The organism is Pseudomonas sp. GW458-11-26-14-LB4 (assembly GCF_059423925.1).
The window spans coordinates 294,105-316,710 of the sequence record NZ_JBWKYU010000003.1; the positions used below are offsets into that span (position 1 = coordinate 294,105).

Consider the following 22,606-nt stretch of genomic DNA (forward strand, 5'->3'; position numbering starts at 1 on the left):
GACCGCTGCGGCGGAATAAACCAGGCAGACTGGCTGCGGCCAAGGAGTGATAAATGGTGAATTTCCTGATTTTTCTGATCGCCTGCGGTGCAGCGGCCACCACCGGCATGGTTTTCAAGCCCGGCCAATGGTACGCGCAGCTCAACAAACCGAAGTTCACCCCACCCAACTGGGTGTTTCCGGTGGCGTGGACGACGATCTATCTACTGCTGGCCTGGGTCGGTTACCGTTTGACGATGATTCCCGGCAGCGAAATGGTCCTGGCGTTGTGGGCGGCGCAGATTGCCCTGAACACGCTGTGGACGCCGGTGTTTTTCGGTGCGCAGCGGATCGTTGCCGCGATGATCATTCTCGTGCTGTTGTGGTTGGTCGTCGCCGTGATGGTGGTCCTGGCCCTGCGCCTGGATGTGATCACCGGGTTGATCCTGTTTCCTTATCTGGCCTGGCTGTGTGTCGCTGCGGCGCTTAATTTTTCGATCATGCGCAACAACCGGGTGGGTCTCGGCTCATGACCGTAGTCCAGGAGCATAAAGCGCCGCTCAAATCCGATAGTACTGGCGATACCAACTCACAAACTGCGCCACACCCTCTGCAACTTCCATTCGTGGAGAAAACCCGATCCATTGTTCCAATGCCGAAACATCAGCCCAGGTCTTGATGACATCGCCAGCCTGCATCGGCAACAGATTGCGCTGGGCTTTTATGCCCAGTGCCTGCTCGAGGCAGTCGACGAAATCCAGTAACGCGACCGGTTTGCCGCGCCCCAGGTTGAAAATCCGGTTCACGCCACTTGCCTCCTTCTCCGGCGTTGGCGGTTTCGGACACAGGCGGACGATGCTTTCGACAACGTCATCGACGTAAGTAAAGTCCCGCGCCATCTGACCCTGGTTGTAGATGTCGATCGGTCGTCCCTGAAGAATGGCTTCGGTAAATTTGAACAGCGCCATATCCGGCCTGCCCCAGGGCCCGTAAACCGTGAAAAAGCGCAGGCCGCTGGCCTTCAAGCCGTAAAGATGGCAGTAGCTGTCGGCGAGAAGCTCATTGGCTCGCTTGGTGGCGGCATAAAGCGATACAGGGTGCTCGACCGCATCATCGACGCTGTATGGCAACTTGCTGTTGGCCCCATATACCGAGCTGCTCGACGCGTAGACCAGATGCGCGGGCGGATAATGTCGGCAGGCTTCCAGCACATTCAGAAACCCCACCAGGTTCGATTGCGCATAGGCATCCGGGTTGTCGAGCGAATAGCGCACACCCGCCTGAGCGGCCAAATGCACCACCTCGGTGAAATCGTGCGCTTTGAATAACGCCATCAAGGCAGGCTTGTCGACAATATCCAGTGTTTCAAAACTGAAACTCTGCAGACCGCTCAACTGTTCAAGCCGCGCCTGTTTGAGATCCACACTGTAGTAATCGTTAAGGTTGTCGATACCGACAACTTCCTGGCCTTGCTGCACCAATCGTTTGACCGCGTGATACCCGATAAAGCCCGCAGCGCCTGTAACAAGAACGGTCATAATCCCTGCTCCACACAAGCCGACAGGCGATAAGTTATAGCGCTGGATGACTTATTCAGTCCAGGCTTTATAACAGCACCCAATAGTGGGGAAAGCTTTCGATCTAAATAATAGTCGCGACCATAACAGGCAGAAAAAGTTTCTACCGTTCAGCCAAAAGAATAAGTCATTAAAAAACAGTTGGTTATCCATCGGTAGAACCATTACTGGATGGATGGCGTGTTTTTTGACTGCTAACGTTTGACAGACCGTAAAGTCTGGCCGATAACTACCAAGGTTGATTTTTTACAGGGCGCGAGCAATCACTTACTCGCGCCCTGTCGCTTCAGGGACAACTACTTAGTTACCTAACCTTAAGCCTGCATGAACAGACCGTGCGGTAGCTTTGCCTTCTAAAAAGTTGAACCGATGATTCCTCCAGAGGTGCCGCATAATAGAGCGAAACTTCACTGCTCGATGCACACCAATGAAACACTTTGTGATTCAACATTGAAACACTCCACAAACCCATAATAAAAAAATACTTTCGCTGACTGCCCTTACTTAGCCATCAATAGAGCTTCTGCCTGCCATAAACTTTCGATCATCTAAGAGTTTACAAGCATGCCAGTCATCAGCTCGGACCAACCTAATTGGTACCTTTTACAATGCAAGCCACGTCAGGATGAGCGTGCCCACCTCAACCTGCTGCAACAGAATTACGTGGTCTTTCACCCCCAACTCGTCAGTGAACGCGTCATTCGCGGGAAACGACAGCGAGTCCAGGAATCCCTCTTTCCCGGGTATCTGTTCATCCAACTCAGTCGTGACGACAACTGGGCACCCTTGCGCTCTACTCGGGGAGTCAGTCGTTTCGTCGAATTCAACCATGGTCCCGCAACAGTGGCCGAGCACGTCATCGAACACCTGCGTGCACGTTGCCTCGAATCAACGTTGTCGGAGCCGGATGAAGCGCTGAAACCCGGAGAGAATCTGCAGATCGTCAGCGGCCCGCTCGCGCCACTGGAGGGCGTGTTCCTCGGATTGCACGGAACCGACCGCGTGATGATCCTCCTGCAGTTTCTCAACCGTGAGCAGCCGGTCTGCCTGCCACTCAGCGTGATTGAACGACAACAAGCCGGTTTTCACCCCTACAACTAACGACTTGCCTTATATGCCCTTGCTCAGGAGCTATAACATGGCTTTGAAGTCACGATGCCCCGTCGCACTGATGATGGCCTGTCTCTATCCCGAAATGGCCTGGAGCATCAATCCGCAAGCCATTGATGTGTATGGATTCGACTTCACGCCATCGTTCCTGTTTTCGGAAAGTTATGACGACAACTTTCGCGAACTGGAAAACAGCAAACAGTCCTCCATGGTCACCAAACTGGCGCCTTCTTTCGAGCTCAAGGCCGAGGATCGCAACAGTGCCACGCGACTGATCTGGCAACCCACTCGCTACATTTATCACGACGAGTCGGATGCCTCGAACACGGCACAACGCGTGCGTGCGGACAGCATCATGGAGTTCACTGACCGGCATCGTCTGAAGCTCGACGCTGAATACCGCAAATGGGAGCGCACGGAATCGACGGCAGTCGAAGGCATCAACGACAAACTCAACAACAAACGGGTGGGCGGTCTCTACACCTTCGGGGCGAAAAGCGCTGACAACCAAATCGATCTCGGGGCCAGTTACGCACAACTGCGCTACGACAACGCCGATGGCATCAACGACGACAAGGAACGCAATACCACTGCCCTGACGAGCACCTGGTATCACCGCATCGGCAGCAACACGCGGGGTCTGGTGGAATATAACCACACCGACTTTGATTACCAGCAGGCCAACAGCCCACGCAGCAGTAAATCCGACGCCGTCATGGCCGGTGCCGTATGGGATTTCACGGCACGCACGACGGGTAAAGTCCGCGTCGGTTACGAGAAAAAGAACTTCGACAACAGCGAATCCAAAGACCTCGACAACCCGACCTGGCAAGTCGATCTGCAATGGAAACCGCGGACCTATTCGACGTTCACCTTCGTCGCTCGCCAGGCCCTCGCCGAGGGTGACGACGGCGCGGATGCCGTGAAATCGACGTTTACCCAGGTCGGCTGGCGTCACGGCTGGACTGAACGGATTACTACCGTGGCCCAGGCCGGTTACGGGCGTTATGTCTACGAAGGCCAAAGCCGTACCGACAATCTTCAGGACTACAACCTGGCCGTGGTGTACGCCATGCGCCGTTGGCTGGATATCGAACTGGGTTATCGATATCGCGACAACGATTCCGATGCCGACAACGAAAGCTTTACCCGCAACGTGTTCCAGATCAGCTTCAACGTCAGCCTTTAAGAGGGTCTCGACATGAACACTCGCACACTGGTCCTTTTGTTCGCGTTGTTTCTCTTGCCCCACACCTATGCGGCAGATCCCGATACGCAATACAAACTCGCTGCCGGCGACGTGTTGCGAATCATCGTTTTCGGTGAGCCGGAATTGAGCATGAAAAAGATCCGGCTCAGTGATGCCGGCACCTTTTCTTACCCGTTCCTCGGCGAAATATCCGCCAAGGGACTGACCCCCGGTCAGGTCGAGAAAATCATCGTCGACGGGCTCAAGCAGGGTTATCTGATAGACCCGAAAGTCAGTCTCAGCCAGATCGAATACCGCTCGTTCTACATCAATGGCGAAGTGAAAAAGCCCGGCAGCTATCCGTTCGTGCCCGGACTGACACTGGAAAAGGCCATCGCGCTGGGCGGTGGCCTGACCGAACGGGCCTCGATGAAGCGAGTGACCATCTTGCGCGGCGATGGTGGCGCCACCGTGACCGACAACATCACGCGAAGCACCACGATCGCCCCCGGCGATACCATTTCCATTGCACAAGGCTTTTTCTGATCATGGACAACAGCCCAAGCAACTACGTCGAACGTCCTCTTCAAGCGCATCTGCATCCTCAGCACGGCGAAGACAAGGACACCCTGGATCTGCTCAATCTGTGGAGGGTCATCTGGCGCGCCAAATGGAGCATCGGCTGGCTGGTTCTGCTGAGCTGCGCACTGGCGGCCGCCGTAGTTTCCAGCATCACGCCGCAATACATCGGCAGCACCACCCTGCTGTTCAACGACAAGACACCTCCGCTGATGTCCTTCCAGCAAGTCAAGGAATCAGGCAGCAGCGGCACTGATTACCTGCAGACCCAGCAGGCACTCCTGCAATCGCGGGACCTTGCCGAACGCGCGGTGAAAAAACTCGGTCTCACCACCCACCCGGTCACCGACCCGCGCCAGCAGCCAAAGCCCTGGTTTGCTCCGCGCCAATGGCTGGCCGATCTGGACCTTGATCAATGGATCCCGGGGCTAGGTCGATATCTACCGCAAAAGAAAGAGCCACTCACTGAAGCAGACGTTTTCAACCAGGTCACGCAGAACCTCATGCTGCACACCAGCGTCAAGTTCGTTGGCAAAAGCCAGTTGCTCGAAATCGAAGTCGAGTTGCCAGACCCTGTTCTCGCAGCGGCGGCGGCCAACGCGCTGGCTCAGGGCTTTACCGACAGCCAGCTCGATACCAGCGAGAAATCGTCGCAAACCACCACGGCCTGGATGAACACACGTCTGATCAAGCTGCGCGACAACCTGCGGGCGGCCGAGAAAAAACTCCAGGGTTACCGCGAAGAACAAGGTCTGGTGGATGTTGGCGGCGTTGCCACCATCAGCGCCAACGAACTGGAAATGACCGGCAATCGCATGGTCGATGCCCGACGCAACCGCGCTGAAGCCGAGAGCGAGTACCGGCAGGCGAAGGCGCTGGGCAACGGCGATCTGAGCCGACTCTCCAGCGTACCGGCGGTCTTGAGCAACCCTCTGGTGCAGAAATTCCAGGCCGATCGCGCGGTGGCCCAAGCCAAGGTTGATGAACTGGCCGGGCGCTATGGTCCGAAGCACCCCAGCCTGATTTCCGCACAAACCGAGCTGCGTACCGCCACCACCAGTCTGCAATTGCAGGTGCAGCAAGTGGTGGCCGGTATCGAGCGGCAATACCAGCTCGCCACCGCGAGTGAAGCGTCGCTGCGTCAATCCTTCAACAGCAACAAGGCGCAGATCCAGGATATCGCGCGCAAAGAGTTTCAGTTGCGCGAATTCCAGCGTGAAGTCGACAGCACGCGCGCGCTGTATGAAACCTTCGTCACCCGCCTGAAAGAAACCACGGCCACCGCCGACATGGATTCGACGAAAGTACGCATCGTCGACCCGGCCATCGTTCCTGTCGACGCGAGCAAACCGCGCAAGACTTTGATTGTCGCGATCGTCGGGCTGATCGCTGCGGTCATCGGCGTCGGGCTGGCACTGCTTTTCGACAGCCTGAGCAATACCTTCAAAACCGACGAATCGATCGAGAGCGTGTTGAATGTTCCACTGCTCAGCGTCGTGCCGCTGGTGATAAAGAAAAGTCGCCGGCAACTGGCGCGCCTGTTCGAGGACAACGACAACCCGCGCTTTTCCGAGACCATTCGCAACCTGCGTACCTGGCTGATGCTGCAAAGCAGCGAAAAGCCCTCGCAGGTGGTGCTCGTGACCTCCACGGTTGCCGGCGAGGGCAAAAGCACCATCGCCACCAACCTCGCAAGTTCGCTGACACCGCTGGAACGCGTGTTGCTGATCGATGCCGACATGCGTCAGCCAACCCTGTCGCTGAACTTCGATTTCCCACCGGACAGCCCCGGACTGGCGAATGTCATTGCCGGCACGGCCAGGCTTGAAGACTGCATTGTTTCAGTGGGCAATCTGGACATGCTGCCGGCCGGGAAGGTCTTGCCACCGTCGCTGGATATGTTCGTTGCGCCACGCCTGCCGTCCCCTGGCGATCCGCTCAACCCGGTTCAGCCGCCGCCACAGGATTTGCTCAGCTCGCCGCGCATGGCGCGCATGCTCGAGGCGCTCAGATCAAGGTATCGCCACATCATTATCGACTCACCCCCTGCGGAGATGATCAGTGACGCGCTGTTGCTGGCCAGACATTCCGATGCGGTGATCTATGTCGTCAAGGCTGACAGCACCTCGATCAGCCAGGTTCAGCGAGGGATTGCCATGTTGCAACAAAGCCATGTGCCGGTCTTTGGCACGGTGCTCAACCAGGTCGACCTGCGCAAGGCGCGCAAGTACGGCTACCACCATTCCCGGGCGTTCTATAACTACGATTTCGCGCCCAGGTAACCATCGGGCGCATACGCCCGCCGCTACGCCCTCTTCTGCCAACGCACTACTCGCTTCACCTCCGCCGAGCTACGGAAAAGCCATCGGGAGGCACGCCGTGCCTGCTCGATTCGCGCTGATGCATGAATGCTGCCTTGAGGTTAAGCCCATGACTTCGCTCTATACCGCTCACATGACACACCGCCGAGGCCTGACGTTCTGGGGCCAGTGGCTGTGCGCGCTGTCGCTGGTGACGGCGCTGTTGATGTTGCTCGTGCACTGGCGCGTCGGCAGTCTGACCAGTGAATACCGCATCCTGATCATTCTGACGGTGCTCGGCTCGGTGCCGATCTACAGCGTGATGCAGGTCTACCACAAACGCCATGGCCTGCTGGTCGGGCTTGGCAGGTTGCTGGCCGGGTGGTTGACCCTGCTGGCCGTACTGGCAGCAATTGCGTTCTTCACCCAGACCAGCGCCATTTATTCACGCCAGGTGATCATGGTCTGGGCGGTGCTGGGTTTCATGGTTCAGGCCTTGAGCTTTCTGCCCCTGCATTACCTGGCCCGCCTGTACTCGCGCAAGGTCTGCAACGGGCGCCGCTCGGTCATCATCGGTACCTGCCCGACGGCCCATGAACTGGCGAAAAAACTGTCCCGACCGAACCGCGCGCTGGTGCTGGGATTCATTGCCGCCGAGGACAGCTGCGGCCCTGCCCCCAGCATTCTGCCGTTGCTCGGCCACGTTTCCGCCATCCGCGAGATCATCACGGGCCAGGAAGTGCGCCGCGTCTATATCGTGCTGCCGATGGCCCATGCCGCCACCATCGAAGCCCTCTACATCGACCTGCTGGACATGAACGTCGACGTGGTGTGGATCCCGGATTTCGGCAGCATGGTGTTGCTCAACCATTCGATCTCGGAAATCGAGCGGATGCCGGCCATCTACCTCAACGAGAGCCTGATCAGCTCGCACCCTGCCAGCCTGTTTTGCAAGGATCTGTTTGAGCGAAGCCTCGCCGCCCTGGCGATTATTCTGCTCAGCCCGGTGCTGCTGGTGGTGGCCATCGCCGTCAAGCTGACCTCCGCCGGCCCGGTGCTGTTCAAGCAGAACCGTCACGGTTGCAACGGCGAAGTGATCAAGGTCTGGAAGTTTCGCTCGATGCACGTCCACGACGACCAGCAGGTTCGGCAGGCCACCCGCAACGATGACCGCCTGACGCCGATCGGTGGTTTCCTGCGCCGCAGTTCCATCGACGAATTGCCACAGCTGTTCAATGTGCTGTCCGGCCGCATGGCCCTGGTCGGCCCGCGTCCGCATGCCGTCACCCACAACCTTTATTACACCGGCAAGGTGCGCGCCTACATGGCCCGGCATCGCCTCAAGCCGGGGATCACCGGCCTGGCCCAGATCACCGGCCACCGTGGCGAAACCGAGACCGTGGAAAAGATGCAGCTGCGCGTCGCCCAGGACCTCAACTACATCAACCAGTGGTCGCTGTGGCTCGACATCAAAATCCTAATCAAGACCCCCTTCACGCTGTTCTCGAAAAACATCTACTAAGCCCGCCCCAACTCTGCCGTCCCCTGCCCGACCGTTGATAACCGTCACGACGACCTGAGGTTCGACCATGAATGTGAGCGTATTCGGTATTGGTTACGTAGGCCTTGTCCAGGGTGCTGCATTGGCCGAGGTCGGGCACAACGTGCTCTGCGTCGACGTCGATGCCGGCAGGGTCGAGGCATTGAAAGAGGGCACGCTGCCGCTCTACGAACCCGGCCTGAAAAGCCTGGTGCGCGACAACTACCAAAGCGGCCGGCTGCGGTTCGGCACAGACCTGGTGGACGCCGTTCACCATGGCGATGTGCTGTTGATCGCCGTCGGCACACCGCCCGACGAAGACGGTTCGGCGGATCTCCAATACGTGCTGAGCGTGGCGCAGACCATCGCGCTGAACATGGATCGGCACCAGATCATCGTCGACAAATCCACCGTGCCCGTCGGTACGGGGGACCGAGTTCGAGCGTGTATCGAGCAGGTGCTGGCCGACAACGGTCGCGGCGATCTGACGTTCGACGTGGTTTCAAACCCGGAATTTCTCAAGGAAGGCTGTGCGGTCGAAGACTGCATGCGCCCGGACCGGATCATCATCGGCACCGACAGCCCGCGTGCCGAAGAAGTCATGCGCGAACTGTATGAGCCGTTCAATCGCAGCCGCGAAAAAATCATCGTCATGGATGTTCGCAGCGCCGAGCTGACCAAATACGCCGCCAACTGCATGCTGGCGACCAAGATCAGCTTCATGAACGAAATGGCCTGCCTCGCCGAAAGGCTCGGCGCCGACATCGAAAAGGTGCGCCACGGCATCGGCGCCGACCCGCGCATCGGTTACCAGTTTATCTACCCAGGTCTGGGCTACGGCGGCTCGTGTTTTCCCAAGGACGTGAAGGCGCTGATACACGCGGCCGACGGTGTCGACATCGACGCCCGGGTGCTCAAGGCCGTGGAAGCGCGCAATCAGGAGCAGAAAGCCAGCCTGTACCGCAAGGTATTCGATCACTTCGACGGCCACCTTCGCGGCAAGACGTTTGCGCTGTGGGGGCTGAGTTTCAAACCCAATACCGACGACATGCGCGAGGCCCCCAGCCGGGTACTGATGGAGGCCTTGTGGCAAGCCGGCGCCAGCGTGCAGGCGTTTGATCCCAAAGCCATGGAAGAGGCCCAGCGCCTTTACGGCTCGCGTGATGACCTGACCCTGACAGGCACCAAGGAGGCGGCGCTGAAAAATGCCGACGCCCTGATCATCGTCACCGAGTGGCAATCGTTTCGGGCACCGGACTTCGACCAGCTCAGCCGGTTGCTCAAACAGCCGTTGATTTTCGACGGACGCAACCTGTTCGATCCGCAGCGCTTGAGCAAACGCGGTTTCACCTACGTCTCCGTGGGTCGGCAGACCCCTTCAGTTCTCTGAAAGGAGCCGCACCATGTTCAAACTGGAGATAGTCGGCCACTACTCGGCGAAATTGCTGGAGGCCAACCAGGCCTATTCCTTCATCAACTTTGCCTCGATCGGCAGTTTTTTCGAGCAAAACCCGAGCAGCGTTGCCTATTTTTGCGACGGCATGCTGATGTCAACCTTCATGTCTCGCGTCACCGGCAGACCGATTGGCCGGGTCAGTTTCGACTTCACCTCGATAGCCGACGTCGTGCTGCGCAGCGCCGAGCAACAGGGCAAACGGGTTTATTTCGTCGGCGCCCGACAAGCCGAACTCGACCTGTTCATCAGCAAGATCAAAAGCCTTTATCCGCAACTGAGCATCGCCGGCTATCACAACGGCTATTTCGACGCCGCCCAGGCCGAAGGCATTCGGAACGACATCTGTCGCAGTGCAGCGGACATTCTGATCGTCGGCCTGGGCGCCGGACGGCAAGAGCAGTTCGAGCAGGATGCCCTGCGCGCCGGCTTTCGCGGGGTCGCCTTCAGCTGTGGCGGGTTCATCCGCCAGGAAGCCCTGGCGACGCGGCAGTACTACCCGGCGCTGATCAATCGCCTGCACTTGCGCGCGTTCTATCGCATGTACCGCGAGCCCCACACGATCAAACGCTACCTCATCGATTACCCGAGCAACTTCCTGCACCTGCTGAACATGATCGTTCGACACAAAGTCGCCATCAGCGTTGGGGAATGACCATGCACATCCTGTTTACCCTCAAGGATTTCAAGCCCGGCGGTGGCGTCGAGCGCGTTCAGCAACGGTTGTCCGAGCAGTTTCTCAAGGACGGCCGGCGCGTGAGCTTTTTCGTCATGAACGCGGACATGCCCGACACCCGGGACATTCAATGCTTCAGCGGTGGCGGCAGCGGCCTCGTCGGCCTGTTCAAGTCCATCGTTTTGCTGCGCCGGCTCATACGGCGTGAAGGTGTCACCCACCTCATTTCCGCCAAGGAGCAGGCCAACCTCTGCACGTGGTTCGCCACCCTGGGCAGTGCCTGCAAGGTCATCTACAGCCGCCATGCGACCCTCGACTGCAGCGAACAGAAAACCGGCCCCTCAAGCCTGCGTCTGCTCTACGCCTTGTACCTGTGTGGCAGTGGCAAGGTGGTGACGGTTTCGTCGGCTTTGCGCCAGACCCTCGCCGATGCCGTGCCCTGGGGGCGGCAACGCATCCGTTATTGCCCCAACGCGGTTGTCACCGATCAACTGTTTCAAGCCGCCCGGGCGCCCCGGCCTGCCGACTTGCCCCGCAACTACTGGCTGAGTCTGGGGCGTCTGGTCGAACCCAAAGGGTTTCATCTGCTGCTCGATGCCTACGCGTTGGCGCTGCGCAGCGCGGCGCTGCCGGATCTGGTGATCGTCGGCGATGGCCCATTGCGCGAAGCCTTGGTCACCCAGGCCAGGCAATTGGGTATCGCACAACGGGTGCACTTCAGTGGTTTTCTGAGCAATCCCTATCCCGTGCTCAGGCAGGCCCGACTGTTCATTCTGAGCTCCCTGCAAGAAGGCATGCCGACCGTGCTGATCGAGGCCTTGGCGCTGGGCACGCCGGTGCTGGCCTGCGATTGCGAGACCGGGCCCAGAGAACTGCTGGACCATGGCCGACTCGGTGAACTGGTGATCGTCAACGACGTACAGGCACTGGCCGACGGCATGCTGCGCAACCTGACCTCAGGTCACATCGCTCCCGGCGAAAAGACGCTCACTGCCACCCTGCGCCCGTACACCAGTCAGTACGCGGCGCAGGCGTATTACCAGGTCTGGAATCAATGAAAAAGTTACTGATCATCCTCCATGACCTCAGCGCCGGCGGTGCTGAAAAAATGATGGCGCGTCTCGCCAAGGCACTGGTGGATGCGGGCAATGACGTGACATTGCTGATGCTCACCGGCGGCGGCATTCACGCAGCGCATCTCGATCCGCGAGTGAAAAAAGTCGAATTGCACAGCCCGCGCAGCGTCCGTGCGGTGCCGGCACTCACGCGATTCTTGCGTGACAATCGCTTTGACGCCCAGTTGGCGGCCCTGACCCACGTCAACGTGGTGGCGATCATCGCGGCGGCACTGTCCGGCACGCTGGCCCGACTGCACGTCAGCGAGCGCAATGCCTTTTCCCATGACCGGCACGTGAACCCCGATTTCATGATGCGCATGGCATATCGGGTGGCACCGCTGCTGTATCGGCTGATTCCCAATCCGGTGATCTGCGTTTCGCGCGGCGTCGCTCAGGATCTGGTCGATACCACCCTCGCCCGACGCCAGGATGTGACCATTGCCGACAACCCCGTGCTCGACAACGACTTTCGCGAGAGGCCACCGGGACTGCCCCGCCACCGCTGGCTGCTGGAAAAGTCCGGCACGGTGATCGTCGCCGTGGGGCGCTTGGCACCGCAAAAAGGTTTCGACACGCTGATCACAGCATTCGCCGCACTGCCGGATCGCGATGCCCGCCTGATCATTTTTGGCGAAGGCGCCCTCCGGGCCGAATTGCTGGAACAGGCGAAACAGCTGGGGGTGGCGGAGCGCTTCGATCTGCCGGGCTATGCCGATGATCCCCTGACAGAAGTGGCAGCAGCCGACTGCTTCGTACTCTCGTCGCGTTTCGAGGGCAGCCCCAACGCGCTGGTCGAGGCGTTATCCACGGGTACGCCGGTGGTGGCGACCCGCTGCCCCCATGGCCCTCAGGAGATTCTCGGCGGCGGCGTGGTGGCGCCGCTTGTCGCTGTCGATGATCCAATCGCCCTGGCCCAGGCCATCGCCGAGCAACTGTCCATTCCGCGCGATCTGCAGCGTCAGTCACGCCTCGATGCAGCCGCGCGATTCATGAGTGCCAGCGCGGTGCAGACCTACCTTAAAGCGTTGATCGGGAGCCCGTCATCATGAGCACATTGACGATCAGGTATTCGACGTTACGCGACGCCTTCACCGTGTTCGGGATCCTGTTTTACATACAGGTGATCACTTTTGTGCTCGGTCTGGGCAGTGCCGCGAGCTTTGGCGACATCAATAAAGACCTCGAAGGCAACGTCGCCAATCAGGTCTGCGGCCTTATCACGCTGCTGGTGCCGCTGTTCTTTTTCATCCGCAACAAGGTATTCCTCAGCAAAACCTTTTATCGCGCCAACTTCTTCCTGCTGGTTTTTCTGCTCTGCGTCATCGCGTCGATCGGCTGGTCCCACGACCCGATGCTCAGCCTCAAGCGGTTCATCGCCCTGCTCGGCGTGGTGTTTTTCGCCGGTTTTCTTGCCTATAACTACTCCCTCGAAAAAATCACCTTCATGCTCGGTTGCGCCATCGGCATAGCGGCGCTGATCGGGTTGTTGCTCGCTGTGGTCATGCCTGAAGTGGCGTTTCTCTCCGGGGGGATTCGCGACGGCGCATTCAAAGGCGTTTTCGCTGAAAAGAATGCCGGCGCCCGGCTCAACGCGATCGCCATCGTGCTGTTGCTGCCGATGATCCGGCAGCGCAATCGCTGGGCGCTCTTCTGTTCGTTCTTTTCGCTGGTCGCGATCCTGCTTGCCCAGTCAGCCACCGGCGTGGCGCTGATCATTTCCGGCACGATCAGCTACTGGTACTTCCTCACAATGATCCGCCTGGGCATCAATCGCTCACAGCTGCTGTTCCTCGGATGCACCCTTCTATACCTGTTGGTCTGCCTGTTTCTGTACAGCAACTTTGCGGTGCTGCTGGAAATGGCCGGTCGCGACCCGTCACTGACCGATCGGACGTTGATCTGGGAACTGCTCGCGCCCTTCATCGACAGCCAGTTTCTCAAGGGTTACGGCTTCGGCGCCTTCTGGGCAAGTCCCGATGCCGATGCGTTCATCACCCGCTGGGGTTACATCGGCAACGCCCACAGCGGCTACATGGAGACCCTGCTCAACGGTGGCCTCATCCAGCTGACGGCGCTGGCGCTGATGTTGGGTGAAGCACTGTTCAAGCAATACCGCGCCGTGACGGCGAATCAGGCAGCCCGGTTTCGTGCCAGTGCGCTGGTCATCATCGGCCTGTTCGTCGTCACCAATTATGTGGCGTACGTGATTCCCAACTACCGCTCCGCCGAGTTTCTGGTGTTCTGCACGCTGGCCCTGACCTTCCGGCACCACCACGCGACCTACCCCGAATCCTCACCGGCAGCGCTGCGTCAGCGTTCGTCGGGCAGCGCACTGCCGCGCGATTCCGCCCGCGCGTAACCCAAGGAGAATCACCGTGCCAAACCAAGCTCCCCGTTCAGCAGATTCAGTGTGCGTCATCATTCCGATGTACAACGGCGCCGACAGCATCGAGCAGACACTGACCTCCCTGGCCCGGCAAACCCGACTGCCCGATCACGTCATCGTCATCGACGACGGGTCCACCGATGACGGACCACAGCGGGTCAGAGACTTTGTCGCGCCGTTTCGCTTGACGCTGTTACAGCAACCCAACGAAGGCCAGGCCAGCGCCCGTAATCATGGGATGCGGCACTCCGAAGAAACGTTTGTGGCAATGCTCGATGCCGATGACCAATGGCATCCGCGAAAGTTGGAGTTACAGCTGGCACTGTATGACGAACTCACCCGCCAGGGCCGGCCGGTGGGGCTGATCGACTGCTATGCACAAGTCAATTACAGCGATGGCAGGCGCCAGCTGGACGACCGGTTGAAGAACGGCAGGCACTTCTACGATTTCATCCATGCCAACGTCGTCAATGGCGTCTCTACCGCGCTGGTCAAACGTGACGTGATCATGCAACTGGGCGGCTTCGATGCCAGCCTGCGTTATTCCGAAGACCGTTTCATGTGGACCCGGATCGCCGAGCATTGGGAGATCCACACGGTGCCGGAAGTGTTGCTGGAGCGCACGGTCAATGGCGGCAACATGACCGCGAATCCGAAAAAGTACTACCAGAACAAAATCCGCTTCATCGAGGTGTACCTCGCCCGCTACGGCGCGCAGTTGACCCGGCAGCAGCGGATCGATTTCGTGCTGGGCAACCACACCGATTTTCTCGAGGCGTTTTCCCGACGCGGCGAGCATGACCAGGTCCTCGGCGTGTACCGGCGAATGCTGGATTGCTCCTGGCAGGCCCTGATCTTCGCCAGCGGCAAACCGACCTTGCGCTACCTCTATGCCCGCGCCAGAACCTTGCGCAAGGCAACGGCGTCAACCACGGCTCATTGATACGGTATCCGCCATGGCCAACCACCGTCTGACGACATTGACCTGGATCTTCACCGAGAAATTCGGCCTGATCCTGCTGTCGATGATTACCTTTGTCGCCTACGCCAGGCTGCTGTCACCTGCCGAGCTGGGTGTGGGCACGGTCATCATTGCCATCGTCGAACTGATCGGCCTGGTGTACTCGTCGGTGCTGGAAGACCCGCTGGTCCGGCTTGAGCGGCTGGAAGACAAGCACATCTGCACCGCCTACTGGGCGGCGGTGCTGGTCAGTCTGGCGAGCATTGGCGTCATTTCGGGCGCGGTCATGCTGTACACCCCCGACCCGGTGCTGCAATGGATGACGGCGATAGCCTCGATAAAGATCCTGTTCACCATGATGGCGCGGGTCTATGTGGCGCAGATGCGCCGCAGCAGCAACTTCAGGATGCTGGCTTCGCGCACATTGCTGGGCAAAGTGGCGGGGGGAGTCGGTGGCATTGCCGTTGCGCTTTGGGGGCTGGGTGCGTGGGCGGTCATTGCCCAGGCGCTGATCATGGAATTGATGTCGATCATTGTGTTGATGCGCGCCGACCCGCGACGTATCCCTTTTTACATCGATGGTCCGATCCTGCGTGAATTGTTGAGGTCAGGCGCACCGGTGGCCATTAACGCACTGAGCTCGCAAACCCTGCAGCGCGGGGTCAACGTGGTGCTGGGCATCACCGCCGGGGCGAACGCTGTCGGCATGTTCAACATGGCGATGCGCATCATCGAACTGCCACGCACCGCAATCTACAACGGCTTGCTGAGCTACGCGCTGCCGGCGTTCTCCCGGCGCAGCGCAGAGCCCAGACGATTGATCGGGATCGTTGGCGATTCTACCGCCGTCAGCGGGTTTGTGTTGACGCCCCTGTTCATCGGACTCGCACTCACGGCAAACGACCTGATCCTGTTGATCTTCGGCGCCAAATGGGCAGAGGCCATCCCGCTGCTGCAAGTACTGGCTTGCACGGCCGCCATCGGCAACAGCGCCATGTACGCCACCACCGCACTGGTGGCGGTCAACCGCAGCCACCTCACGATCAAGGCCGAAGTGCTGACCACCGCGCTGGCCTTGGCGCTGGTCTACACCCTCGGCAACCTGTACGGCGGCATGGCAGCAGCCGTCGCTCTGCTGGCGCGCATGCTGGTCATCACGCCGTTGCAAATCCGCGGCCTGAACACGGCGATCGGCTACAGCTGGCGTGGCTTTTTCGAAGCCAGTTACCGCAGCGTGATCGCTTCCCTGGTCATGGCTGCAACCGTGCTGCTGGTGCTACCGCAGCTGGGTCTCCAGGGCTACATGCATTTGTCCGGCAGCGTCGTGCTCGGCGCACTGAGTTATGCCGTGGGTTACAGCGCCCTGCACCCACACTGGCCACAGGAATTCAAATCGGTTTTCACCTCCCGCTGAGTTCAGCCCTGAGACAGGAAGGCCTCACCATGCGCAAAACCACGTTGATTACTGGCGGTGCCGGCTACATCGGCTCGCATACTGTGCTAGCCCTGATTAACGCCGGCCACAAAGTGCTGGTGCTCGACAACCTGTGCAACAGCTGTCGAGAGTGCATCCGGCGCCTTGAGCAACTGACCCTGACCCGCGTCGACTTCATCAAGGGCGATATTCGCGATCCGGTCCTGCTCGACGATATCTTCAGCCGGCACGACATCGAGGCCGTGGTGCACTTTGCCAGTCTCAAATCCGTCGAAGAAAGCGTGCGCAAGCCGCTGGATTACTACGTCAACAACGTTGCCGGCACGCTTGGCCTGTGTCAGGCGATGGCCCGCAATAACGTATTCCGGCTGGTGTTCAGCTCGTCAGCCACGGTGTACGGGGAGCCGACGCGCACGCCGATTGCCGAAGATTTTGGCACCGGCAAACCGGTCAATCCCTATGGCCGCACCAAGCTGATGATCGAAGAGTTGCTGACGGATCTGTGCAACTCCGATCCGCGCTGGAGCATTGGATTGTTGCGTTACTTCAACCCGATCGGCGCCCACGAAAGCGGAATGATCGGCGAAGACCCGCGGGGCCGCCCCAACAACCTGTTGCCGTGCCTGACCCAGGTTGCCATAGGCCGGATACCCGAACTCACGGTGTACGGCAGCGACTATCCCACGGTGGACGGGACCTGCGTGCGCGACTACATCCACGTGGTCGACCTGGCCATCGGTCACCTCAAGGCCCTGCAGGTGCTGCAGCACGCCAACGGCATTCACTACTGGAACCTCGGAACGGGCGTTGGCTACAGCGTGTTGCAAATCATCCACAGCTTCGAAGACATCACCGGCATCAGCATTCCCTACCGTTTCGTCCCTCGACGCGCGGGTGACATCGCCAAGTGCTGGGCCGATCCCGCCAAGGCAGGACGCGAACTGGGCTGGAGCGCGCTGCGTGGCCTGGAACAAATGATCACCGATACCTGGCGCTGGCAGTCGTGCAATCCGCAGGGATATCAATCTTCATTCAAGATTCCGGCACCCATTGCGGTGAAGTGATGCCGATGTTCAAAGAATGTCTGTTGGCCGTGCTGTTTTCAGTTTCGCTGATCAGCAACGCCGCGCAGGCACCTCCTGCGGTGCCGACCACCGGGCTCATGTTGTGGCTGGACGCGGCGGATGCGTCAACAGTGACTCTGGATGCGCAGAACCGTCTCCAGCGCTGGAGCGACAAGTCAGGCAAGGCCAATGACGCGACCGTCGATGGCGCTTCTTCGCCGCCACAACGGATGGAGAACAGCCTCAATGGCCATTCGGTGGTGCGCTTGAGCGGCAACTCTGGATTGCTCGGCCGGACCCTGCGCACGGCGAAAGGGCCTGCGACTGTACTGATCGTGTCCCGGCGGTTGCCGGAACAGGCCGGGGTCGATCCCTGGCAACGTTTGTTCAGTTCACGACCGCAGGCCGCCAGCAACGATAACGTGCTGCCGAATTTCGCCGTGAGCCTTCCGCAAACCGGTGCTTATGAGCCGACGGTTTCTGTCCTTGAGCTGCAGGACGTCCCGCTGGGACCGTATGGCGTGGGGCGCAATGCCGTCGGCAATGCCGAAAACTTTCGCGGCGACATCGCCGAAGTCCTGGTGTATGACCGGCCGTTTGCCTCGCTCGCGGAGCGCCAGCGCGTATTTCGGTACCTGGCGGACAAGTGGTCCGTGGCCATACCGGTTCAGGCCGATACCTGGACACGTGTCGGCCCGCTGGACGCTCTGCCGTCCCACATCCATGCCGATCTGCCGTTGTCCGATCAGGCCAATGCCGGCCGGTGGTTGCTCAACACCACGCTGTCCGACGAGTTCGATGGCACCACCCTCGACCGCACGCGCTGGCACGTCAACAATGCTATCGGGAACGAATCGCTGGGACGCAAGCCGGCGTTGTTCACCGAGCGCAATGCCAGCGTCAGCAACGGCTATCTGAAGATTGTCTTTCGCAAGGAAACCCTGCCGCCGAAATACGTGCAGCTAGGTTTCAAGGATTACACCTCGGCGATGGTTCGTACCCTCGAACGTGGCTTCTACGGCTATTACGAAACACGAGCCAAACCCATGAACTCTGCGGCTTCCAGCGCGTTCTGGCTGGCGTGGACAGGCATGGCCGACAACGCCACCGAAATCGATATCTTTGAAATCGGCGGCAAGACCAAAGAGGCGGCCTCGGACCGCGCCTACAACATGAACGCCCACCTCTGGGCCACGCCACAGAGCACCGAACATATCGCCAACGGCAGCACCTGGACCAGCCCCTGGCGGCTGGCCAGTGACTTTCATGTCTACGGCTTCGACTGGCAGCCCGACACCCTGCGCTGGTACGTCGATGGCGTACTGGTCAGGGAGTCGAAGAACAACCACTTTTTCTACCCCATGCAGATCGTCTTTGACAGTGAGGCCATGTGGAAATGGTTCGGCGTGGTCGACGATGCTGACCTGCCCTCCACGTTCGAAGTCGATTACATCCGCATGTGGCTACGCAGTCCTTGAGCACCCTACGCCGCTTTGGCCTTGAGTCGGATGTCACACGACACAGTCCTCAGTGATCGATCCGCGCTGACGAGTCTGGAGCGCCTGTACATGAACAAGCGACGACTGAACGAACTGGACTTGCTGCGCTTCCTCGCCGCGATCGCCGTGGTGTTTTTTCACTATGCGTTTCGCGGCTATGCGAGGGGCGATATGTCGGTAATGCCCTATCCGCTATTGGCTGACGTTGCCAAATACGGTTACCTGGGCGTCGAACTGTTTTTCATGATCAGCGGATTCGTGATCCTGATGACGGCTTCGAACAACGATCTCAAAGCGTTTTTCATTTCCCGCGTCATCCGCCTCTGCCCGGCTTTCTGGGTTTGCTGCACGATCACTTTTCTCGTCACGCTGGCCATTGGTCAGCCAAGATTTTCGGCTGATTTTTATCAATACATGATCAACATGACATTCCTCGGCGACCTGATCGGTGTCCCACCCATCGACGGGGTCTACTGGTCACTGTTCGTCGAAATAAAGTTCTACCTGATGATCGCCGTCCTGTTGGCCTTCAAGAAGATAGAGAAAATAGAAAACTTCCTTGTGCTCTGGCTGCTGATCTCGGCCGCAGCGGAAGTCTTTGCTTTCGAAAAACTGCGCTCGGTCCTGATCACCGACTACGCGGCCTATTTCATCGCTGGCGCGACGTTCTACATCATCTGGGACAAGGGTTTTACCAAATCCCGTATTTCCCTGCTGGCAGCCGCGCAGGCATTGGCCAGCTTCAACGCGATCAAGTGGGCCGAGTCGATTGAACTGAAATATTCGACCGAATACGATTCCTTGATTATCTGCGGTGTCATTGCCCTGTTTTTCATGACGTTTCTTTTTATCTCGACGCATAAAACGTCAGCCATCGGGAGGTTCGACTGGACAGCGTTGGGCGCCCTGACTTACCCGCTTTACCTGCTGCATCAAATGATCGGCTTCATGATCTTCAATATGGCTTATCCGGCTGTGAATCCTCACGTGCTGCTGTGGGGCACCCTCGCTTTGATGATAGGTGCCTCCCATGTCATCCATAAAGAAATAGAAACCCCGATGGCCAGACTGATGAAAAGATCCCTTTCATCCTCCTTCAAACGTCTCAGAGTTGGTTAGTCGGCAGCGCAACAGGCTTGGCAACATCGGCCTATCGATAAATGAAAAAGACGGGAGAGATTTCGGCGAATACCGAAACCTCTCCCGTCTTTTTTTTGTGGTGCAGAGTGCCCGTCACATCGACGATGAGCGCTTCAAGGTCTCGCTCGGCAACTCCTTGAACATCGCCCGGTAACTGCTTGAAAAACGGCCCAAATGCCAGAACGACCAGTTCATTGCGACCTCCGCCACCGTCGTATCTGCCGGCGAGCGTTTGAGCAATTCCCGCCGCGCACTGTTGAGCCTGCGCAAACGCAGCCAATGGCTCGGCGACATCCCCGTGTACGCCTTGAAGGTCTGCTGCAATTGGCGCAGGGAAACCCCGGCCACCCGCGACAGCTCCAGCAGATTGAGGGTTTCTTCCGGTGAATCCGCCGCCCACTCCCCTACGCGTTTGAGGGTGATTCGCTCTTCGGCGCGACGCTGCAAGCCACCACCGTCCAGGCACACGCTCGCGTTGTCGAGTATGAACAGGCAGTCCTCGAGCAATTGCTGGGTCAGCGCTTCTTTGCTTGGCTGATCAAGGGTTTGCGACAACTTCGTGAGAGTGGAGCTTAACCAGCGGCTGAACAATCCATTCTGCGCGCCATTGAGCGGAGCCATGAACAGACCTTCCAGCCTGGCCACGTCCAGGCCGTTGCGCTGGACGAATTCCGGGCCGAACACCACGGCGATTTCCTGATAGTTCTCCGGGGTGATCCAGATGTTGCGGCTCTCTTCATTGAGCAGATAGAGCGCGTTGTCGCTGCGATCGAAACAGAACGCCAGCGAGCCTTCCGGCGCGCTGAAATTCTGCTCGACCCGGGTGTTCATCTGTTCTTCGTAAACCTCCACACCCTGCAAATCCAGATAACGGATCTGCCCGGCGAAATGCCCCGGCGACATCTGCTGGTAATGCTGAACCCAACCCGGCGTGGCGCGGATCTGTTCGGTGACATCGGCGGTATTGAACGCTTGAACCTGTAGTGGATTACACGTTGTCATGGGAGACCTTGCGCACTCTTTTGGTGCGCTTTGGTGCTGCTGAAAGTGGATAGATGGAACGTCAAGGCCCGCCCAAGATAGTCGTCAACGCGCCACAGGGGAAGTCTGCGAAAGATGAAATCGCTTTTCCCCCGCGTCAACAAAACCAACGACGAGGTCTTTATGAATGCCCCTTTCGATCAGCTGTTTACATGGCTGAAAGATCACAAGATTACCGAAGTGGAATGCGTGGTCAGCGACCTGACCGGCATCGCCCGCGGCAAAATTGCACCGACCAACAAGTTCCTGCATGAGCGAGGCATGCGCCTGCCGGAAAGTGTGCTGCTGCAAACGGTAACCGGGGATTTTGTCGACGACGACATCTACTACGACCTGCTCGACCCGGCCGACATCGACATGGTCTGCAAGCCGGTGAGCGACGCGGTGTACGTGATCCCGTGGGCCATCGAGCCGACCGCCATCGTCATTCACGACACCTTCGACAAGTTCGGCAACCCGATCGAACTGTCGCCGCGCAACGTGCTGAAGAAAGTCCTGCAGCTGTACACCGACAAAGGCTGGAAGCCGATCGTGGCGCCGGAAATGGAGTTCTACCTGACCCAGCGCTGCGAAGACCCGGACTTGCCATTGAAGGCACCGCTGGGCCGTTCCGGTCGCGCCGAAAGCGGTCGTCAGTCGTTCTCCATCGACGCGGCCAACGAATTCGATCCGCTGTTCGAAGACGTCTACGACTGGTGCGAACTGCAAGGCCTGGACCTGGACACGCTGATCCACGAAGACGGCCCGGCGCAGATGGAAATCAACTTCCGCCACGGCGACGCGCTCGATCTGGCCGACCAGATCACCGTGTTCAAGCGTACCCTGCGTGAAGCCGCCCTCAAGCACAACGTGACCGCGACTTTCATGGCCAAGCCGATCGGCGACGAGCCCGGCAGCGCCATGCACCTGCATCAGAGCGTGGTCGAGATCGCCAGCGGCCAGCCAATTTTCGCCAATGCCGACGGCAGCATGAGCGATCTGTTCCGCCATCACATCGGCGGCCTGCAGAAGTACATTCCGAAGGTGCTGCCGATGTTCGCGCCGAACGTGAACTCGTTCCGCCGCTTCCTGCCGGACACCTCGGCACCGGTCAACGTCGAATGGGGCGAAGAAAACCGCACCGTCGGCCTGCGGGTGCCGACCTCCGGCCCTGAGGCGATGCGGGTTGAAAACCGTCTGCCCGGCGCCGACGCCAACCCGTATCTGGCCATCGCCGCGAGCCTGCTGTGCGGCTACATCGGCATGGTCGAAGGCATCGATCCGAGCGCCGCCGTCGAAGGCCGGGCTTACGAGCGCCGCAACCTGCGCCTGCCGATCACCATCGAAGAAGCCCTGACCCAGATGGAAGAGTGCGACACCGTCGCGCAATACCTGGGCAGCAAGTTCGTGCGCGGCTACGTCGCGGTGAAACGCGCCGAGCATGAAAACTTCAAGCGCGTGATCAGCTCCTGGGAGCGGGAGTTCCTGTTGCTGAGCGTCTGATTAAAACAACAAAAACCAACCCACGATCGTTCCCACGCGGAGCGTGGGAACGATCAGCAAGAGTCGCCTGAAAAATC

The 22,606-nt window shown here is 59.1% G+C and carries 19 protein-coding genes; 17 read left to right on the forward strand and 2 right to left on the reverse strand.

Annotated features, from left to right (window positions below; all coding sequences use genetic code 11):
• Window positions 1-56: 56 nt before the first annotated feature.
• Window positions 57-512: a tryptophan-rich sensory protein TspO gene (gene tspO / locus AC07XZ_RS06380; protein ID WP_085745856.1), complete on the forward strand. Its 456-nt coding sequence runs from the start codon at window positions 57-59 to the stop codon at window positions 510-512.
• A gap of 27 nt (window positions 513-539) precedes the next feature.
• Here tspO and AC07XZ_RS06385 read toward each other — a convergent pair whose 3' ends face one another.
• On the reverse strand, window positions 540-1,517 hold the full coding sequence (locus tag AC07XZ_RS06385) for an NAD-dependent epimerase (protein ID WP_102686125.1): 978 nt from the start codon (window positions 1,515-1,517) through the stop codon (window positions 540-542).
• A gap of 603 nt (window positions 1,518-2,120) precedes the next feature.
• Here AC07XZ_RS06385 and rfaH point away from each other — a divergent pair.
• The 15 genes from rfaH (at window position 2,121) to AC07XZ_RS06460 (ending at window position 19,985) form a co-directional block, all read left to right on the forward strand.
• On the forward strand, window positions 2,121-2,657 hold the full coding sequence (gene rfaH / locus AC07XZ_RS06390) for a transcription/translation regulatory transformer protein RfaH (RefSeq protein ID WP_085745622.1): 537 nt from the start codon (window positions 2,121-2,123) through the stop codon (window positions 2,655-2,657).
• A 37-nt stretch (window positions 2,658-2,694) separates the two neighbouring features.
• Complete coding sequence (locus AC07XZ_RS06395) at window positions 2,695-3,855, forward strand: outer membrane beta-barrel protein (protein ID WP_039768571.1); 1,161 nt, start codon at window positions 2,695-2,697, stop codon at window positions 3,853-3,855.
• Window positions 3,856-3,867: 12 nt separating this feature from the next.
• Window positions 3,868-4,401, forward strand: coding sequence for a polysaccharide biosynthesis/export family protein (locus tag AC07XZ_RS06400; RefSeq protein ID WP_085745621.1), 534 nt, complete (start codon window positions 3,868-3,870; stop codon window positions 4,399-4,401).
• Between the two features lie 2 nt (window positions 4,402-4,403).
• On the forward strand, window positions 4,404-6,716 hold the full coding sequence (locus AC07XZ_RS06405) for a GumC family protein (protein ID WP_102686124.1): 2,313 nt from the start codon (window positions 4,404-4,406) through the stop codon (window positions 6,714-6,716).
• Window positions 6,717-6,864: 148 nt separating this feature from the next.
• Window positions 6,865-8,256, forward strand: coding sequence for an undecaprenyl-phosphate glucose phosphotransferase (locus AC07XZ_RS06410; RefSeq protein WP_102686123.1), 1,392 nt, complete (start codon window positions 6,865-6,867; stop codon window positions 8,254-8,256).
• 67 nt (window positions 8,257-8,323) lie between these two features.
• A complete protein-coding gene (locus tag AC07XZ_RS06415; protein ID WP_102686122.1) occupies window positions 8,324-9,664 on the forward strand; it encodes a UDP-glucose dehydrogenase family protein in 1,341 nt (446 codons plus the stop codon).
• A 13-nt stretch (window positions 9,665-9,677) separates the two neighbouring features.
• Window positions 9,678-10,382: a WecB/TagA/CpsF family glycosyltransferase gene (locus tag AC07XZ_RS06420; RefSeq protein WP_085745617.1), complete on the forward strand. Its 705-nt coding sequence runs from the start codon at window positions 9,678-9,680 to the stop codon at window positions 10,380-10,382.
• 2 nt (window positions 10,383-10,384) lie between these two features.
• On the forward strand, window positions 10,385-11,461 hold the full coding sequence (locus tag AC07XZ_RS06425) for a glycosyltransferase (protein ID WP_102686283.1): 1,077 nt from the start codon (window positions 10,385-10,387) through the stop codon (window positions 11,459-11,461).
• A complete protein-coding gene (locus AC07XZ_RS06430; protein WP_102686121.1) occupies window positions 11,458-12,570 on the forward strand; it encodes a glycosyltransferase in 1,113 nt (370 codons plus the stop codon). Before AC07XZ_RS06425 ends, AC07XZ_RS06430 begins: the two co-directional genes overlap by 4 nt.
• Window positions 12,567-13,880, forward strand: a complete 1,314-nt coding sequence (locus AC07XZ_RS06435) for an O-antigen ligase family protein (protein ID WP_102686120.1) — start codon at window positions 12,567-12,569, stop codon at window positions 13,878-13,880. Before AC07XZ_RS06430 ends, AC07XZ_RS06435 begins: the two co-directional genes overlap by 4 nt.
• Before the next feature lie 49 nt (window positions 13,881-13,929).
• The gene (locus AC07XZ_RS06440) at window positions 13,930-14,850 is read left to right on the forward strand and encodes a glycosyltransferase family 2 protein (protein ID WP_256590503.1); all 921 of its coding nucleotides are present in this window, start codon (window positions 13,930-13,932) and stop codon (window positions 14,848-14,850) included.
• A gap of 13 nt (window positions 14,851-14,863) precedes the next feature.
• Window positions 14,864-16,282: an oligosaccharide flippase family protein gene (locus tag AC07XZ_RS06445; protein WP_102686118.1), complete on the forward strand. Its 1,419-nt coding sequence runs from the start codon at window positions 14,864-14,866 to the stop codon at window positions 16,280-16,282.
• Window positions 16,283-16,311: 29 nt separating this feature from the next.
• On the forward strand, window positions 16,312-17,367 hold the full coding sequence (gene galE, locus AC07XZ_RS06450; RefSeq protein ID WP_102686117.1) for a UDP-glucose 4-epimerase GalE: 1,056 nt from the start codon (window positions 16,312-16,314) through the stop codon (window positions 17,365-17,367).
• Window positions 17,367-18,845 (forward strand): family 16 glycosylhydrolase, encoded by a 1,479-nt coding sequence (locus tag AC07XZ_RS06455; protein ID WP_102686116.1) that lies wholly within the window; start codon window positions 17,367-17,369, stop codon window positions 18,843-18,845. Before galE ends, AC07XZ_RS06455 begins: the two co-directional genes overlap by 1 nt.
• Before the next feature lie 90 nt (window positions 18,846-18,935).
• Window positions 18,936-19,985, forward strand: a complete 1,050-nt coding sequence (locus AC07XZ_RS06460) for an acyltransferase family protein (protein ID WP_102686115.1) — start codon at window positions 18,936-18,938, stop codon at window positions 19,983-19,985.
• A 114-nt stretch (window positions 19,986-20,099) separates the two neighbouring features.
• Here AC07XZ_RS06460 and AC07XZ_RS06465 read toward each other — a convergent pair whose 3' ends face one another.
• Window positions 20,100-21,008, reverse strand: a complete 909-nt coding sequence (locus AC07XZ_RS06465; protein WP_085745609.1) for a helix-turn-helix domain-containing protein — start codon at window positions 21,006-21,008, stop codon at window positions 20,100-20,102.
• A 162-nt stretch (window positions 21,009-21,170) separates the two neighbouring features.
• Between AC07XZ_RS06465 and AC07XZ_RS06470 the strand changes: the two genes are divergently transcribed.
• Window positions 21,171-22,529, forward strand: a complete 1,359-nt coding sequence (locus tag AC07XZ_RS06470) for a glutamine synthetase family protein (protein ID WP_102686282.1) — start codon at window positions 21,171-21,173, stop codon at window positions 22,527-22,529.
• Window positions 22,530-22,606: the final 77 nt, after the last annotated feature.

Coding starts and splice junctions, on each gene's coding strand:
- rfaH (WP_085745622.1), top strand. CDS start 2,121: ATGCCAGTCATCAGCTCGGACCAACCTAATTGGTACCTTTTACAATGC.
- AC07XZ_RS06470 (WP_102686282.1), top strand. CDS start 21,171: ATGAATGCCCCTTTCGATCAGCTGTTTACATGGCTGAAAGATCACAAG.
- AC07XZ_RS06430 (WP_102686121.1), top strand. CDS start 11,458: ATGAAAAAGTTACTGATCATCCTCCATGACCTCAGCGCCGGCGGTGCT.
- AC07XZ_RS06410 (WP_102686123.1), top strand. CDS start 6,865: ATGACTTCGCTCTATACCGCTCACATGACACACCGCCGAGGCCTGACG.
- galE (WP_102686117.1), top strand. CDS start 16,312: ATGCGCAAAACCACGTTGATTACTGGCGGTGCCGGCTACATCGGCTCG.
- AC07XZ_RS06455 (WP_102686116.1), top strand. CDS start 17,367: ATGCCGATGTTCAAAGAATGTCTGTTGGCCGTGCTGTTTTCAGTTTCG.
- AC07XZ_RS06395 (WP_039768571.1), top strand. CDS start 2,695: ATGGCTTTGAAGTCACGATGCCCCGTCGCACTGATGATGGCCTGTCTC.
- AC07XZ_RS06425 (WP_102686283.1), top strand. CDS start 10,385: ATGCACATCCTGTTTACCCTCAAGGATTTCAAGCCCGGCGGTGGCGTC.
- AC07XZ_RS06405 (WP_102686124.1), top strand. CDS start 4,404: ATGGACAACAGCCCAAGCAACTACGTCGAACGTCCTCTTCAAGCGCAT.
- AC07XZ_RS06460 (WP_102686115.1), top strand. CDS start 18,936: ATGAACAAGCGACGACTGAACGAACTGGACTTGCTGCGCTTCCTCGCC.
- AC07XZ_RS06435 (WP_102686120.1), top strand. CDS start 12,567: ATGAGCACATTGACGATCAGGTATTCGACGTTACGCGACGCCTTCACC.
- AC07XZ_RS06420 (WP_085745617.1), top strand. CDS start 9,678: ATGTTCAAACTGGAGATAGTCGGCCACTACTCGGCGAAATTGCTGGAG.
- AC07XZ_RS06385 (WP_102686125.1), bottom strand. CDS start 1,517: ATGACCGTTCTTGTTACAGGCGCTGCGGGCTTTATCGGGTATCACGCG.
- AC07XZ_RS06445 (WP_102686118.1), top strand. CDS start 14,864: ATGGCCAACCACCGTCTGACGACATTGACCTGGATCTTCACCGAGAAA.
- AC07XZ_RS06415 (WP_102686122.1), top strand. CDS start 8,324: ATGAATGTGAGCGTATTCGGTATTGGTTACGTAGGCCTTGTCCAGGGT.
- AC07XZ_RS06400 (WP_085745621.1), top strand. CDS start 3,868: ATGAACACTCGCACACTGGTCCTTTTGTTCGCGTTGTTTCTCTTGCCC.
- AC07XZ_RS06465 (WP_085745609.1), bottom strand. CDS start 21,008: ATGACAACGTGTAATCCACTACAGGTTCAAGCGTTCAATACCGCCGAT.